A 14,409-nucleotide genomic window follows, 5' to 3' on the forward strand; every position below is an offset into this window, starting at 1 on the left:
GGACCGTCCGATGCACATCAGCAGATCCGGTCCGGCACGCGGGATCCTCGGGGTTCTCGTCCTGCTGGCGACCCTGCTCGGCCTGGCCTCCCCGCCGGCCGCGCAGGCGAACACCACGGCGGCGCCGTTCAAGGTGCTCGCCCTCTACAACGGCACCTGGGACGCGGCGCACATCAGCTTCGTCCACGAGGCCAACGACTGGTTCCCGAAGCAGGCCGCGGCGAACGGCTTCACCTACACGGCCAGCAACAACTGGGACCTGCTCAGCAACGGGGGCGTGAACGCCTACCAGGTCGTGCTGTTCCTCGACGACCTGCCGCAGACCGCGGCCCAGCGCACCGGTTTCGAGCAGTACATGCGCGGCGGCGGTGCCTGGATGGGCTTCCACGTCTCGGCCTTCACCACCGACGCGCAGAGCTGGCCCTGGTACCACAACCAGTTCCTCGGCACCGGGAACTTCCGCTCCAACACCTGGGGGCCGACCACGGCCGTCCTCAAGGTGGAGGACCGGACCCATCCCTCCACCGTGAACCTGCCGGCCACGTTCACCTCGTCGGTCAGCGAGTGGTACAGCTGGTCCAACGACCTGCGGCAGAACCCGGACATCCGGATCCTCGCCTCGATCGACCCCAGCAGCTTCCCGCTGGGCACGGACCCGAACCAGACCTGGTACAGCGGCTACTACCCGATCCTGTGGACGAACACCAACTACCGGATGCTGTACGCGAACTTCGGCCACAACGCGATGGACTACGCGACGAACACCACCCTGTCGTCGACCTTCGCGAGCGCGACCCAGAACCGGTTCCTGCTGGACGGGCTGAAGTGGCTCGGCGGCGCGGGCGGATCGGTGCCGCCGGCCGATCCGATCTCCGAGACCACCTGGTACTCCCTGGCCAACGCGGGCAACGGAACCTGCGTGGACGCGCGGGCGGCCGCCACGGCCAACGGAACCGCGATCCAGCAGTACGCCTGCAACGGCACGCAGGCGCAGCAGTTCCAGTTCCGCTCGACGGACAGCGGCTACACGCGGATCACCATCCGTCCGAATCCGCAGCAGGTCGTCGACGTGACCGACCGGTCCACGGCCGACAACGCGGCGCTCCAGCTGTGGAGTTGGTCGAGCGGCCAGAACCAGCAGTGGCAGCCGGTGAAGGAGAGCGACGGTCGCTACCACTTCACCGCCCGGCACAGCGGCAAGTGTCTGACCGCCGCGGGTTCGGCGACGAACAGTGTGCAGCTCACCCAGCGGGCCTGTGACGGCTCGGCGGCGCAGAGTTTCGCGCTCACCGCACAGCCCTGACCGGCCTCGGTCACTCAGGTGCCCCCGTCGCGTGCGCGCGGCGGGGGCACCTGTGCGTCCTCGGTCAGCGCGCCAGCCGGGCCAGTTCGGTGCCGGCGAGCAGGAAGGCGCCGACGCCGAAGTCCGCGGTGCTGTCGTACGTGACGGGCTGACTGGACTCCGGGCGGTCGCCGACGCCCTGCACGTAGCCCAGGAAGCCGTCGGGATGCACGGCGGTGGCCACGAGGCCGTTCCACGCGCGGGCGGCCACCGGGAGGTGGACCGACCGGTCGACGAGACCGGCGGCGACCGCGTACGCGGTGCCGTACAGGAAGAAGGACGTGCCGCTGGTCTCGGCGCCGGGCAGGTGGGCCGGATCGGCGAGGTTGACGTTCCAGAAGCCGTCCGCGCGCTGCACCCCGGCGACAGCCCGCACCAGGCGGGTGAGCGTGTCGCGGTACTCGGCGGTGTGGGCTTCGGTGGAGGGCAGCGCCTTGAGCGTCTTGACGTGGCCGCCGGCCACCCAGCCGTTCCCGCGGGACCAGACGACAGGCTTGCCGGAGGGCGAGACGACACCGCCGGGCAGAAAGCGTTTGTCGCGGTACCAGAGACCGCTCGTGGCGCCGTACAGACCGGGGCCGCCCTCGGCCCGTTTGGTGTGGTCGTAGAGGGAGTACAGCTTCTGCCAGTACCGCGGTTCCGCGCGCAGGGCGCCGATGCGGGCGGAGGGCGGCATGGCCATGTGGAGGGCGTCGTCCCACCACCAGTCGTCGTTCTTGTCGGGCTGGTCCTCGAAGACCATCCGGTGCAACGACGTCTCGATCGCGGTGAGTTTGCGTTCCTCGGGCTCGCGCTCGTAGAGGTCGAGGTAGGCCTGCCCCGCGCAGTGGTTGTCGGCATGGCGTGTGGTCACGCCGCCGCTGAGGCCGTACGCGTGCTCCTCCGCCCAGCTCCGGGCGTAGGTGAGGTAGCGGGAGCTGCCCGTCAGCCCCTGCAGGGCGAGCAGTCCGCTGAAGAAGGTGGCGTTGGCCCAGCCGTTGTCGCCGGGGTCGGTGTGGGCGCCGATCCACCGGTCGGCCACGCGGCGCAGGACGGCGGTGATGGCGGCCCGTGACGGCAGGATCGGTGCCGCGGCCCGTGGGGAGCCCTGCGCGGTGCCGGAGAGGGTGGGGAGGAGAGCCGCGGAGGCCGTGAGAGCGGCCGCGCCGGAGAGCAGGCGTCGTCTGTCCATGTGAACAACTCCTACGGATGGGGACTCCCATCCTCAACTCCCGTCACCTCGACTGTCCATGACCGGACGTCAACTTGTCGTGAAGTGCCGGTTGTTCAGAGGAGCGAACGTGCTTCGCTCACGGAAATCGCGCTCGCCCGTGCGGTCGGTGCGGATTCCTGGCGCGGACGGGCGGTGGCGGCACTGCGGGCGGTGCCCCTCCTGGGGCACCGCCCGTATCGCCGCCGCGGGATGGCGGCCGGGGGCCGCCGCGCCGCGTCACACCTTGCGCCACCGTGCCATCGCGAAGGAGAACACGCCGAACAGGATCAGGCCCACGGCGATGAGCGCCAGCAGCCAGGGACCCATCGGGGTGCCCGCGAAGGAACGGAGCGTGTCGTCCATCCCCTTGGCCTTGTCGGGCTCGTACTCGACCGCGGCCCGCACGGCGAACACACCCGCCGCGGCGAACACGGCGCCCCGCGCGGTTCCGCCTCCCACGCCCGTCACGTCGACGACCTGACGGACCCTCCTCGACATCTCGCCGAGCTTCAGGTGCTTGTGGTACTTGCGCATGATGGCCCGTACGGCGATCCACACGCCGGCCGCGACCAGCCCGAGGCCCACGGCGCCGACGATCCACTGGCCGCCGGGGAGACCGAGCGCCTTGGCCGTGACGTCGCGGGACTTCTTGTCGCCGGCTCCGCTGCCGCGCGAACCGGCCGCGAAGGAGAGCACCGAGTAGGCGACGAACCCGTAGAAGACACAACGTCCGGCCGCCATCAGGCGCTTGGCCGGCTTGCCGCCGTCCTCGCCGGCGGAGCCGAACACCGCCTCGGACAGCCGCCACAGCGCCATGCCGACGACTCCGACACCGAGGGCCCACAACAGCACGGCGCCGAAGGGCTTCGAGGCGATCTCCTGCAGGGCGCCGCCACGGTCCGCCTGGTGCCCGCTGCCGCCGAAGGCTATGCGCAGGGCGAGGACGCCGACCAGGGCGTAGATCACGCCGCGCGCGGTCAGTCCCGCCCGGGCCGCACCTTCGCGTGCCGTTCCGGTGGCCGCCCGGCGGGCGCCGACCTGGCCCTCACGGGCCACCGCTCCGGCGTTCACGCGGACACCGCCTCGTACGTCGCGCTCGTGTCCAGCAGCACCTTCATCACACCCTCCATGTCACCGGTCGCCGCGCCCGACTCCTGCGGGGCGAAGGCGGCACCGGAGGCGTCCCACCGACGTCGCGTCGCGAGGTGGCCTCCCCGTGCCTCCACCGTCGGTTGCCCCGAAAGTTCCCCGGCAGACGCCGTTTTCCGTCCGGGATCATCGCCGCGCCGAACCGTCCGGTCCACATCGGCGTGCGGACGGGCACGGCCCGCGCGATCCGGTGACCGTCTCCCGACGACGGCCCGCCGAGGGGCGGAGCAGGCCCCACGCGCACCGCCGCCCGCCCAGGCCAACACGGTCCGTGAGCTATGTTGAGGTCTCGTGGGAGACGAAGGAGGCGCACCGGTGCCATCGCCGCAGCAGGCACGCGCACAGGCATCCGCGATCACCTCGGGCCGCACGGCACCCGAGGCGGGCGCGGCTCCCATGTCCCAGCTCAGGGAGCTGTTCGACGGTCCCCGGCTCTCCCCCGGCCAGCGCCGGATCGCCCAGTACCTGATCGAGCACATCACCGAGGCGGCGTTCCTTTCGATCACCGATCTCGCCGAGCGGGTGGGTGTGAGCCAGCCTTCGGTGACCCGTTTCGCGGCGGCGGTGGGCTTCAGCGGTTACCCCGCGCTACGGGAGCGGCTCCAGTCGATCGCGCTCAGCGCCCTGGGCAGCACGCCGGGCACTCCGGCCGAGGTCACCAGCAACGAACTGCAGGCCGCGGTGGACGCCGAGATCGAGAACCTGGAGAACCTGCGGCGGGACTTCGCCGACCCCGACGAGGTGATCCGCGTCGGCCGGGCGCTGTCGGAGTCGACCCCCCTGACCGTCCTCGGGCTGCGGATCTCCGTCTCGCTCGCCGAGTACTTCACGTACGCCGCGCGCCGTATCCACCCGGACGTCCGGGTGGTGACGCGCGGCGGCTCGGTCGCCTACGACGCGCTGCTCCAGTCGCGGGAGGCCGGCGGCACCTGGGTGCTGGCCTTCGGGATGCCCCGGCACGCGCACGAGACGCTCACGGCCATGCGGGTCGCGCGCAGCGCCGGCCTCCAGGTGGCGCTGATCACCGACCTGGGGCTCGGACAGCTGGCCGACGAGGCGGACGTCACCTTCGCCACCGGGACCGGCTCGCGGCTCGTCTTCGACTCCTACGCGGCGCCCGTGGTGCTGTCGGCCGCCCTGCTCCAGGCCATGACCGACGCGGATCCGGAGCGGACCCAGGGGCGCCTGGAGGAGTACGAGCAGATCGCCGAGCAGCACCAGTTCTTCCTCAGGGACTGACCGCATCGGCCCCTGGCCGCCCTTCCCGTACCGGCTGTCACCACGGCATCACGGGATCAATCACATCAAAGCGTGCATGAATGTTTTCATGTCCTTGCGCATCCGGCGGTATATATAAATACTTCTTGCGGATCGTGACCCGGAGGCCTCCAGGTCACGACCCTGACCACCCGGGGCCCACCGCTCCTACCCGCATCGGGTCCCGGGTGTTCGAGCGGGACTCGCCCCGGCGAGACCCGTGGTGGCGGCCCCGGTCATCCCCTATGCCGGGGCCGCCCCAGAGTCCCCCGCCGACGTAACCCGGAAGCGATGAACATGGCCCTGACGTATTCACCGATCACCTCGGACTGGCCGTGCCAGGTCAAGACACCCGGCAGTTTCGACTGGGAGCGATCGGCGGTGAAGTGGCTGCGCGAGCTGGTGCCGAGCCGCTATGCCAGCTATCCCGTCCTGCACAAGCATCCCGTGCTGCTCGCCCGCCACGCACAGCTCCAGGTGCAGCAGGAGATACGGGTCGCGCGCACCGCCCTGCAGACCGCCCGTTCCGAGCTGCCCGGCCTCGGTCTGCACGAGGGCGTCATCGAGCACACGATCAAGCTGTACGCCGCCGAGCTGATGCAGCTCCAGCACATCGCCCGGAGCATCCGCACCGTGTCGCAGGCCCTGGTGGACCACCCCCACCCGCGGCACTGAGCCCCCGCCGAGAAACGGGGAGCGTCGTACGGATGGCCGAACCGGGTGCGATAGCCGGGGCGCGAGCGGGCACACGGAAGGCAGTCACATCCCGACGAGAGCCCTGGACGGACGCATGGATACGACCTCATGGACCGTGGTCATCATCGTCGCGGTCCTCGCGGCCGCCCTGCTCGGCGTGGCACTGGTCCTGCTGGGCCGCCTCGTCCGCACCCGACGCGATCTGCGGCGGGCCGGACTGCCGACGGGGTCCAAGTGGGTGTTCTGGGGCGCCGTCCTCTATCTGGTGCTGCCGACCGACCTGGTACCCGACCCCGTCTACCTGGACGACATCGGCGTCATGCTGCTGGCCCTGCGCTCGATGCGCTCGGCCGCCGCGCCCGTCGACCCTCTCGCCGAGCGCGGGAACCCGAAGGATCGGGCGGTCCGTTGAGCGTCTGACGGCCCGCGCCGCACCTCCTCCGGGCGGGCGGCGCGGATCATCCGACCGACGGGCGGTGGCATGAGCGAGCTGGTTCCCGGGGGCAACACCCCCTTGCCGGGCGGTGCCCTGACGCTCAGGGTGCCGGGCCCCTTCGACGTGTCCGCGCTCGTCACCGACGCCGACGGCCAGGTCCGTGGCGACGGGGACTTCGTGTTCTACAACCAGACGTCCGCGCCCGGTGTCCGGCTCGACGGCGACCGTCTCACCGTGGACCCGGCGCGGCTGCGGCCGGGAGCGGACCGTGTCACCGTCGTCGTCAGTCCGGCCGATCCCGGGACACCCCTCGGGCGCCTGCCCTCCCCCGCCCTGCTGGTCAGCGCGTCGGACGGCCGCGCCGTCGCCCGCTTCACCCCTCCCCGGCCCCAGGCGGAGACGGTACTGCTGCTCGCCGAGCTGTACCGGCGTGGCACGGCGTGGAAGCTCCGCGCCCTCGGCCAGGGGTACGCGGACGGCCTGGCCGGTGTCGCACGGGACTTCGGCATCGAGGTGACCGAGGACGCCGTTCCCCCCGCCGCGCCGACGAGCACTCCGCCTGCCCCGGGACCGGGCGCAGGACAGGGCGTGGCTCCGGTCGGCCGGACCCCGACCCTCCTGGATCTCGGAGCGATCGGCGCGGGCGCCGGTTTCGGCCGGACGTCCGGCGACAGCACCGGCACCCGCGCTTTCCTGGAGGCCGCGAACTCCGCGCGCGCGGCGGCCGGTTCCCCGCCCGTCGCCCCCGACGCCCGGCTCATGTCGGCCGCGCGGGCCCACGCCGCCGGCATGGCGGCCGGCGGCCTGCTCAGTGCGGAGAGCCCGGACGGCGTCTCCGTCTACCAGCGCGTCGTCTCGTCCGGATACACCTACCTGACCATCGGCGAGCACCTGGTCTCCGGGCCGCGCACCGAGCGCGAGTTCGTGGAGTACTGCCTGTCCTCCGAGCGGTCCCGGGGCACTCTGTGCGATCCCGGGTTCGAGGAGGCCGGCCTGGCCCATGTCGCCGACACCCGCTCGGGCGACCTCTACTGGACCGCCCTGTGGGCACGGCCGTTCAGCCCCACGGGCCTGGAGCGCACGGCTTGGGAGGTCATCGCGCTCACCAACACCGAGCGCACCGCGCACGGCCTGCCGCCCCTCTCCCCCGACGCCCCGCTCACGGTGGCCGCCCAGGGCCACAGCGCCGACATGGTGGCCCGCGACTTCTACGCGCACACCTCCCCGGAGGGCCGCCACCCCTGGGACCGGGCCGCCGCCGCGGGCTCCGGCCGGCGCACCATCGGGGAGAACATCGCCTGCGGCCAGCGCTCCCCCGCCGAGGTGGTCCTCGGCTGGATGAACAGCCCCGGCCATCGCGTCAACATCCTCAAGCGCGACTTCACCCACATAGGCATCGGCCTCGCCGGCGGCGGTCGGGCGGGGACGTACTGGACGCAGCTCTTCGGCGGCTGATCCACTGTCAGCCGCGGTGCGCCCCCTCACGGGCGACCGCCGGCACGGCACGCGTCGGCCGCCGGTCACCCGTCCCCGACCGGCTGCTTTCCGCCAATCCACCGATTCCCGTCCACCGATTCCGGTTCACCGGCGGGCAATGCGGCCCCGGCGCGTCTTCAGCGCGTACAGATGGGGGCGACACCCGCATCCGCGGCACGGTCCGGGCCGGTACGGCGAACCGGCAGACGGCACAGGGGAGAAGAATCAGATGGTCTCAGGAACGGTGGGTACGGGCACGGCGTTGGGCGCGGTTCTGGTGTCCCTGCTGGTGGCCCCGGCCCAGGCCGTGACACCGGCGGACACGGACGGCACGGGCGCCCGGGCGGTCACGACGGCCGCGGCGGCGCCCGACGACGCGGGGCTGCGCGCCATCCTGCGCACGGCACGCACGCAGGGCGCCCCCGGGGCGATGGCGAGAATCGACGACAACGGCACGGTGCACCGGCTGGTCGAAGGAGTGGCCGACCGGGCCACCCGGCGGACGATCAGCACGAACGACCGCTTCCGCGTCGGCAGCATCACCAAGACCTTCTCGGCCGTCGTACTCCTCCAACTGGTCGACGAGGGCAAGCTGAAGCTCGACACGTCGGTCAACAGCTACCTGCCGGGGCTGCTGCCCGACAACCGCATCACCGTGCGGCACATCCTGAGCCACCGAAGCGGTCTGTACGACTACACGAACGACCTGTTCGCGCGGACGGTCCCCGGTTTCGAAGCCGTCCGCACCAAGGTGTTCAGCTACCGGGACCTGGTCAAGCTGTCCCTCAAGAAGGCCCGCACGAACGCCCCCGGTGCCGCCTACTCGTACTCGAACACCAACTTCGTCGTCGCCGGCCTGCTGATCGAGAAGCTCACCGGGCACGGTGTCGGTGCCGAGTACAAGAAGCGGATCTTCACCCCGCTGAACCTCGCCGACACCGTCTACGTCCATCCCGGCGCCACGATCCCGGGCCGCCACGCCAACGGCTACCTCACGCCCGACGCCGCCGGCGCCGCACTGGTCGACTCCACCCGGCAGACCGCCTCCTGGGCGCAGAGCGCGGGCGCCATCATCTCCACGCCGCACGACCTGGACGTGTTCCTCTCCGCCCTGCTGCGCGGCAGGCTCATGTCCGCCGCCCAGCTGACGGAGATGAAGAAGTGGACGCAGGTCAACAGCAACACGGCCTACGGCCTCGGGCTGCGCCGCCGTGACCTGTCGTGCGGGATCTCCGTGTACGGCCACACCGGCACCGTGCAGGGCTACTACTCGTACGCGTTCACCACGAAGGACGGCAAGCGCAGCCTCACCGCGCTCGCCAACACCTCCAACAACACCAAGGTGCTGAACACCATGTACCGCACCCTGGAACCGGCGTTCTGCGGCAAGGCCGCCGTCACGTCAGCCCTGCGGGGCGCCACGCGGGCCGCAGCGCCCGGCACGGCACCCCTGGAGCGGCACGAGGACATCGCGCCCGGCATCACCCGCCACTGAGTGCGCCGGCCCCCTCCGCGGCCTCGTCCCGCCCCTGGCTGTTCGGCCGCCGGTGGGCGGGCTGGTCCGGGGCGGGGCGCGACCGTTGCGCCGGGATCGGCAGGCTGTGGGGCTTGTCGGCGTCGACGGTGAACGGCTCCCGGTAGTGGTGGATCTCCAGGGGCTCCCCGCTCGCGAGCGTGTACGTGGCCACGTCCTGATGGATCTCCACGCGCAGCCGGCGGCCGAGGAGTTCCAGGGAGAACGCCAGACGGCTGAACCGCTCGGGCAGCCGGGGCGCGAACTCCAGGGTGTCGCCGTGATGGCGCAGCCCGCCGAACCCGGCGACCAGCGCCATCCAGGTCCCGGCGAGCGAGGCGATGTGCAGCCCGTCGCGGGTGTTGTGCTCCAGGTCCTCCAGATCCATCAGCGCGGCCTCGACCAAGTAGTCGTAGGCGAGCCCCGGGTGACCCGTCTCGGCGGCGATCACCGCCTGGCAGCAGGCGGACAGGGAGGAGTCCCGGACGGTGAGGGGCTCGTAGTAGGCGAAGTTGCGGACCTTGTGCTCGTCGTCGAAGTACGGGCTGCACTTGTACATGGCGAGCACCAGGTCGGCCTGTTTGACGACCTGCTTGCGGTAGATGTCGAAGTACGGGAAGTGCAGCATCAGCGGGTACTGGTCGGGCCGCGTGGCGGCGAAGTCCCAGCGCTGGTAGCGGGTGAAGCCCGCGCTCTGCTCGTGGACGCCGAGTTCGTCGTTGTACGGGATGTGCATCGCGTCGGCGGCGTCGCGCCAGGCGGTGCTCTCCTCCTCGTCGACGCCGAGTTCGGCGGCGCGGCGCGGGTGCCGCTCGACGACGTCCGCGGCGGCGAGGAGGTTCGCGCGGGCCATGAGGTTGGTGTACGTGTTGTCGTTCGCGACGGCGCTGTACTCGTCGGGGCCCGTCACCCCGTCGATGTGGAACCGGCCCTGGTGGTCGTGGTGGCCGAGCGAGCGCCACAGTCGTGCCGTCTCGGTCAGCAGCTCGACCCCGGTGTCGCGTTCGAAGTGCGTGTCACCGGTGGTGGCCGTGTACCGGACGACGGCGTCGGCGATGTCGGCGTTCACGTGGAACGCGGCGGTGCCGGCCGGCCAGTACGCGGAGCCCTCCGGGCCCGCTATGGTCCGCCAGGGGAACGCGGCGCCCCGCAGGCCGAGTTGGGCGGCCCGCTCGCGTGCGGCGGACAGGGTGCTCTGGCGCCAGCGCAGTGCCTCGGCGACGGCGTCGGGCGAGGTGTAGGTGAGCAGGGGCAGCACGAACGTCTCGGTGTCCCAGAAGGCGTGGCCGTCGTACCCGGACCCGGTCAGTCCCTTGGCGGGGATGGCGCGCCGTTCGGCGCGGGCGCCCGCCTGCAGGACGTGGAAGAGGGCGAAGCGGACGGCCTGCTGGATCTCCTCGTCGCCGTCCACCTCGACGTCGGCGCGTGCCCAGAAGTCGTCCAGGAAGGCGCGCTGTTCGTCGACGAGTCCCTGCCATCCGTCGTGCTGGGCGGCGGCGAGCGCGGCGTCGACCTGGTCGCTCACGGCGGGCAGGGAGCGGTTGCCCGACCAGCCGTGGGCGACGAGCTTCTCGACGCGCAGGGTCTGACCCGGTTCCAGGACGGAGGTGACCGTGAGGCGGGCGAGGTCGTCGCTGCTCTCGCTGGTCATGGTGGTCCGGTCGGGCCCCTTGACCGCGTGGTCGGCCGCCGCGGCGACGCGCAGGGCGCTGTGCCGGGTGCGGTGCACGAGGCGCAGCCTGCGGCCCGTCGCGAAGTGCTCCTCGGACTCCAGCGGCGACTCCAGCGCGACCGCGGCGCGCGGGTCCCCGGAGCGGCCGGGCAACTGCTCGTTGGCCACCAGCTCGGACTGCACGACCACCCGGGTCCGGCTGTCGAGGGGCTCCACCTCGTAGGCGACGGCGGCGATCGCCCGCTGGGTGAAGGACACGAGCCGGGTGGAGCGCACCCGGACCGTGGAACCGGCCGGTGACGTCCACTCGCAGGTGCGGGTGAGCAGACCGCTGCGCAGATCGAGGACGCGCTCGTGGGACCGCAGCTGCCCGTACCGCAGGTCGAACGGCTCATCGTCCACGAGCAGCCGGATCAGCTTGCCGTTGGTGACGTTGATGACGGTCTGCCCGGACTCCGGATAGCCGTAGCCCGCCTCGGCGTAGGGCAGCGGATGCACTTCGTGGACGCCGTTGAGGTAGGACCCGGGCAGGCCGTGGGGTTCGCCCTCGTCGAGGTTTCCGCGCCAGCCGACGTGGCCGTTGGACAGGGCGAACACGGACTCGCTCTGCGGCAGCAGCCGCAGGTGCAGTTCGCTCTCGCGCAGGGTCCAGGGCTCGACGCCGTACGACGTGTGGGTGATCACGCCTTCTCCGTCAGTTCGGCCAGATCCTGTACGACGATGTCGGCGCCGTGGTCGCGCAGCGCGTCGCCCTGTCCGACCCGGTCGACACCGACGACGTACCCGAAGTGGCCCGAGCGGCCGGCGTCCATGCCGGCCAGCGCGTCCTCGAAGACGGCGGCAGCGGAGGGGTCGGCCCCGAGGTCGTGGGCCGCGGCCAGGAACGTGTCCGGGCGTGGCTTGCCCGGCAGTCGCCGCTCGGCGGCGACGACACCGTCGATCCGTACGTCGAACAGGTCCTCGGCGCCCACCGAGCTCAGGATGTCCTGGCAGTTGGCGCTGGAGGAGACGACCGCGGTGCGCAGACCGCGAGCCCGGACGGCCTCGATGTAGCGGAGCGTGCCGTCGTAGGCCTCGACCCCGTCGGTGCGGATCATGTCGAGCAGCAGGTCGTTCTTGCGGTTGCCCAGCCCGTGGACGGTGACGCGGTCCGGCGGGTCGTCCGGGGTGCCCTCGGGGATCTCGATGTCGCGCGAGGAGAGGAAGGTGCGCACGCCGTCGGCGCGCTGCAGCCCGTCCACGTACTCCGCGTAGTCGTGGTCCTTGTCGAAGGGCCGGAAGTCCTCTCCGTCACGGTCGCGCAGGAAGTCGTCGAACGTCCGCTTCCAGGCGGCCGCGTGGACCACGGCGGTCTTGGTGATGACGCCGTCGAGGTCGAAGAGGCAGACCAGGATCTGTTTCGGCAGGCCGAGCTCAGTCATACCGACAGTGTTCCCCCCGTTGCGTCGTCCAGCGGGTGTCGAGCGCCACACAACTCGGTGTCGGCTTCACGGCGCGTCCGCGACAGCGGTCACGGAGTGTCGTGCGGGAACGAGTGGTGTTCGTGGGCGACGCTCCAACGCCCCTGTTCCTTGCGGAGTCCGACGGTCAGGCGCAGCCGTACGGCGGGCTTCTCCGCGAAGTCCTGCGGTGTGCCGCAGAGCAGCAGGGCGTGCGCGTACGCCACGTCGGCGCCGGCGACGACGTCGAGGGACTCGATGGTGAACGACGCCCCCTGAGCCTGCCAGGTGAAGAACGGCGGCCAGGTCTCCCGGTAGGCGTCGAGGCCGCGGACGCCGTCGTAGGGCGGCGGCACGTCGTACATGACGATGTCCGGCGCGTGGTCGGTGAGGACGCCGTCGAGGTCGCCCTCGTGGACGGCGGCGGCCCAGCGTTCGATGAGGGCGCGGATCTGCTGTTCGTCCTGGTTCACGGTGCATCCCTGCCCCGTCCGGCACGGGACGTCACCCGTCTCCCCCGAGGCCGATACTGGAGGGCATGGACTTCGTCTCCCTCGGCCCCCTGTCGGGGCGCGCATGACCTTCGACGACCTGGTGGAGCGGGCCGCCTCGCTGGTACGGCCCGGCAGGCGCGCCCTCCTCGGCATCGCGGGCGGTCCCGGCTCGGGCAAGTCGACGCTCGCGGAGCGGCTGGTCCGGCGGCTCGACGCGACGGGGGCCTTCGGGGTCGCCCACGTGCCGATGGACGGGTTCCATCTCGCGGACGCGGAGCTCGACCGGCTCGGCCGGCGGGACCGGAAGGGCGCGCCGGACACGTTCGACGCGGCCGGGTACGCGGCGCTGCTGCGCCGGCTGCGCGAGGACGAGGATGCCCTGGTGTACGCGCCCGGCTTCGAGCGCGTTCTCGAACAGCCCCTGGCCGGTGCCGTTCCGGTCCCCCGCTCCGCCCGGCTGATCGTCACCGAGGGCAACTACCTGCTGCTCCGGGACAGGGCCTGGGCCCGGGCACGCGAGCAGCTCGACGAGGTGTGGTTCTGCGAGCTGGAGGACGCCGAGCGTGTCCGGCGACTGGTGGCGCGCCACGAGGAGTTCGGCAAGGACCACGACACGGCGGTGGCGTGGGTGCTGGGCCCCGATCAGCGCAACGCCGAACTGATCGCCGCGACACGGGATCGCGCCGACCTGATCGTGGACACGACGGCGGTGGGACGGTCCCGCGCGCGGGAGGGGCCGTGGTCGCGGGCGGAGGGGGAAAGCGGCGTCGCACGGTGACGGACACGCCGCCCGCGCGGGGCGATGTCACACCCGGCCTCCGCCGCCCCTCCTGAGGAAGGACACACCCCTCACAGGAGGTTCCATGAAGGTGATCGAACTGTCCGCGGGCACGGTCGAGTACGAGGACAGCGAAGGGTCCGGACCCGTGCTGGTCCTGCTGCACGGACTGCTGATGGACTCCTCGTTGTGGGACGGGACGGTCGCGGAGCTGTCGGCGGATCACCGGTGCGTCGTGCCGACCCTGCCGATGGGCGCGCACCGCAGGGCGATGCGGGAAGGTACCGACCTGTCGCTGCCGGGGGTGGCGGCGTTGGTGGCCGAGTTCCTGGAGCGTCTCGGACTGCGGGACGTCGTGCTCGTCGGCAACGACACCGGCGGGGCCCTCGTCCAGCTGCTGCTGGGTGACGGCGGGGACCGGATCGGCCGGGCCGTCCTCGTCTCGTGCGACGCGTTCGACAACTTCCCGCCGGGTCTGACGGGCCGCACTCTCGTGCTCTCCGGCAGGCTTCCGCCCCGGGCCTTCGGTCTGTTCGTGCGGCAGATGCGGCTGCGCGCCCTGCGCCGGCTGCCGGTGGCCTTCGGTCGGCTGACCAAGCGGGGGGACGACACCACCGCCCGGTGGATCGGCCCGGTGCTGCGACAGCCCGAGATCCGCCGGGACGCCGTACGGGTGCTGCGCGCGGCCGGAGCCGACACCGGGCTGCTGGTGCGCGCGGCCGAGCGCCTCCCCGGATTCGAACGCCCGGTGCTCGTGATCTGGGCGGCCGACGACCGGGTGATGCCTCCCGAACACGGCCGTCGTCTGGCGGCGCTCCTGCCGTACGGCGAGCTGGTCGAGGTCGCGGACAGCTACACCCTCGTCCCGCTGGACCAGCCGCGGGAACTCGCCCGGCTGCTCCGGGGGTTCGCACGTGCGCAGGGAACGTCCGAGACGAACGGCGCGGACGCGGCGAGGTGAGGAC

14 protein-coding genes are annotated in these 14,409 nt (G+C 71.8%); 8 read left to right on the forward strand and 6 right to left on the reverse strand.

Features of this window, described 5'->3' with window-relative positions:
• Nucleotides 1–10 precede the first annotated feature (10 nt).
• Complete coding sequence (locus tag ACIRQH_RS04890) at nucleotides 11–1,303, forward strand: ThuA domain-containing protein (protein ID WP_358815929.1); 1,293 nt, start codon at nucleotides 11–13, stop codon at nucleotides 1,301–1,303.
• Nucleotides 1,304–1,367: 64 nt separating this feature from the next.
• Here ACIRQH_RS04890 and ACIRQH_RS04895 read toward each other — a convergent pair whose 3' ends face one another.
• From ACIRQH_RS04895 to ACIRQH_RS04905, 3 genes are all read right to left on the reverse strand, one after another.
• Nucleotides 1,368–2,513 carry a glycoside hydrolase family 88 protein gene (locus tag ACIRQH_RS04895; protein ID WP_404224253.1) on the reverse strand — a complete coding sequence of 382 codons (1,146 nt, stop codon included), beginning with the start codon at nucleotides 2,511–2,513 and terminating at the stop codon, nucleotides 1,368–1,370.
• A 258-nt stretch (nucleotides 2,514–2,771) separates the two neighbouring features.
• Entirely contained in the window at nucleotides 2,772–3,605 is an 834-nt protein-coding gene (locus ACIRQH_RS04900) for a DUF1206 domain-containing protein (protein WP_388877033.1), read from the reverse strand.
• Nucleotides 3,602–3,760, reverse strand: a complete 159-nt coding sequence (locus tag ACIRQH_RS04905; RefSeq protein ID WP_358815926.1) for a hypothetical protein — start codon at nucleotides 3,758–3,760, stop codon at nucleotides 3,602–3,604. The genes ACIRQH_RS04900 and ACIRQH_RS04905 overlap by 4 nt, the downstream gene beginning before the upstream one ends.
• Nucleotides 3,761–3,998: 238 nt before the next feature.
• On the opposite strand from ACIRQH_RS04905, the gene ACIRQH_RS04910 reads away from it, so the two are divergent.
• The 5 genes from ACIRQH_RS04910 (at nucleotide 3,999) to ACIRQH_RS04930 (ending at nucleotide 9,043) form a co-directional block, all read left to right on the forward strand.
• Nucleotides 3,999–4,922: a MurR/RpiR family transcriptional regulator gene (locus ACIRQH_RS04910; RefSeq protein ID WP_388877030.1), complete on the forward strand. Its 924-nt coding sequence runs from the start codon at nucleotides 3,999–4,001 to the stop codon at nucleotides 4,920–4,922.
• A gap of 309 nt (nucleotides 4,923–5,231) precedes the next feature.
• On the forward strand, nucleotides 5,232–5,615 hold the full coding sequence (locus tag ACIRQH_RS04915; protein WP_081220728.1) for a hypothetical protein: 384 nt from the start codon (nucleotides 5,232–5,234) through the stop codon (nucleotides 5,613–5,615).
• Between the two features lie 115 nt (nucleotides 5,616–5,730).
• Nucleotides 5,731–6,048, forward strand: coding sequence for a YkvA family protein (locus tag ACIRQH_RS04920; RefSeq protein ID WP_358815924.1), 318 nt, complete (start codon nucleotides 5,731–5,733; stop codon nucleotides 6,046–6,048).
• Nucleotides 6,049–6,117: 69 nt separating this feature from the next.
• Nucleotides 6,118–7,527: a CAP domain-containing protein gene (locus tag ACIRQH_RS04925; protein ID WP_404224256.1), complete on the forward strand. Its 1,410-nt coding sequence runs from the start codon at nucleotides 6,118–6,120 to the stop codon at nucleotides 7,525–7,527.
• Nucleotides 7,528–7,777: 250 nt separating this feature from the next.
• Entirely contained in the window at nucleotides 7,778–9,043 is a 1,266-nt protein-coding gene (locus tag ACIRQH_RS04930; RefSeq protein WP_404224258.1) for a serine hydrolase domain-containing protein, read from the forward strand.
• Here the strand turns inward: ACIRQH_RS04930 and ACIRQH_RS04935 are convergent.
• The 3 genes from ACIRQH_RS04935 to ACIRQH_RS04945 form a co-directional block, all read right to left on the reverse strand.
• Nucleotides 9,030–11,417, reverse strand: coding sequence for a glycoside hydrolase family 65 protein (locus ACIRQH_RS04935; protein WP_404224260.1), 2,388 nt, complete (start codon nucleotides 11,415–11,417; stop codon nucleotides 9,030–9,032). The two genes, ACIRQH_RS04930 and ACIRQH_RS04935, sit on opposite strands and share 14 nt — an antisense overlap.
• Nucleotides 11,414–12,154 (reverse strand): beta-phosphoglucomutase family hydrolase, encoded by a 741-nt coding sequence (locus ACIRQH_RS04940; protein WP_388877018.1) that lies wholly within the window; start codon nucleotides 12,152–12,154, stop codon nucleotides 11,414–11,416. The genes ACIRQH_RS04935 and ACIRQH_RS04940 overlap by 4 nt, the downstream gene beginning before the upstream one ends.
• Before the next feature lie 89 nt (nucleotides 12,155–12,243).
• Nucleotides 12,244–12,645: a YybH family protein gene (locus ACIRQH_RS04945; protein WP_404224262.1), complete on the reverse strand. Its 402-nt coding sequence runs from the start codon at nucleotides 12,643–12,645 to the stop codon at nucleotides 12,244–12,246.
• Between the two features lie 103 nt (nucleotides 12,646–12,748).
• Between ACIRQH_RS04945 and ACIRQH_RS04950 the strand changes: the two genes are divergently transcribed.
• Complete coding sequence (locus tag ACIRQH_RS04950) at nucleotides 12,749–13,444, forward strand: nucleoside/nucleotide kinase family protein (protein WP_388877013.1); 696 nt, start codon at nucleotides 12,749–12,751, stop codon at nucleotides 13,442–13,444.
• A gap of 85 nt (nucleotides 13,445–13,529) precedes the next feature.
• Nucleotides 13,530–14,405 (forward strand): alpha/beta fold hydrolase, encoded by an 876-nt coding sequence (locus ACIRQH_RS04955; RefSeq protein WP_404224264.1) that lies wholly within the window; start codon nucleotides 13,530–13,532, stop codon nucleotides 14,403–14,405.
• Nucleotides 14,406–14,409 lie beyond the last annotated feature (4 nt).

It is taken from the genome of Streptomyces sp. NPDC102279, from assembly GCF_044766365.1.
In the GTDB taxonomy this organism is placed as follows: Bacteria; Actinomycetota; Actinomycetes; order Streptomycetales; family Streptomycetaceae; genus Streptomyces.

Coding starts and splice junctions, on each gene's coding strand:
- ACIRQH_RS04895 (WP_404224253.1), bottom strand. CDS start 2,513: ATGGACAGACGACGCCTGCTCTCCGGCGCGGCCGCTCTCACGGCCTCC.
- ACIRQH_RS04915 (WP_081220728.1), top strand. CDS start 5,232: ATGAACATGGCCCTGACGTATTCACCGATCACCTCGGACTGGCCGTGC.
- ACIRQH_RS04930 (WP_404224258.1), top strand. CDS start 7,778: ATGGTCTCAGGAACGGTGGGTACGGGCACGGCGTTGGGCGCGGTTCTG.
- ACIRQH_RS04925 (WP_404224256.1), top strand. CDS start 6,118: ATGAGCGAGCTGGTTCCCGGGGGCAACACCCCCTTGCCGGGCGGTGCC.
- ACIRQH_RS04955 (WP_404224264.1), top strand. CDS start 13,530: ATGAAGGTGATCGAACTGTCCGCGGGCACGGTCGAGTACGAGGACAGC.
- ACIRQH_RS04890 (WP_358815929.1), top strand. CDS start 11: ATGCACATCAGCAGATCCGGTCCGGCACGCGGGATCCTCGGGGTTCTC.
- ACIRQH_RS04920 (WP_358815924.1), top strand. CDS start 5,731: ATGGATACGACCTCATGGACCGTGGTCATCATCGTCGCGGTCCTCGCG.
- ACIRQH_RS04950 (WP_388877013.1), top strand. CDS start 12,749: ATGACCTTCGACGACCTGGTGGAGCGGGCCGCCTCGCTGGTACGGCCC.
- ACIRQH_RS04940 (WP_388877018.1), bottom strand. CDS start 12,154: ATGACTGAGCTCGGCCTGCCGAAACAGATCCTGGTCTGCCTCTTCGAC.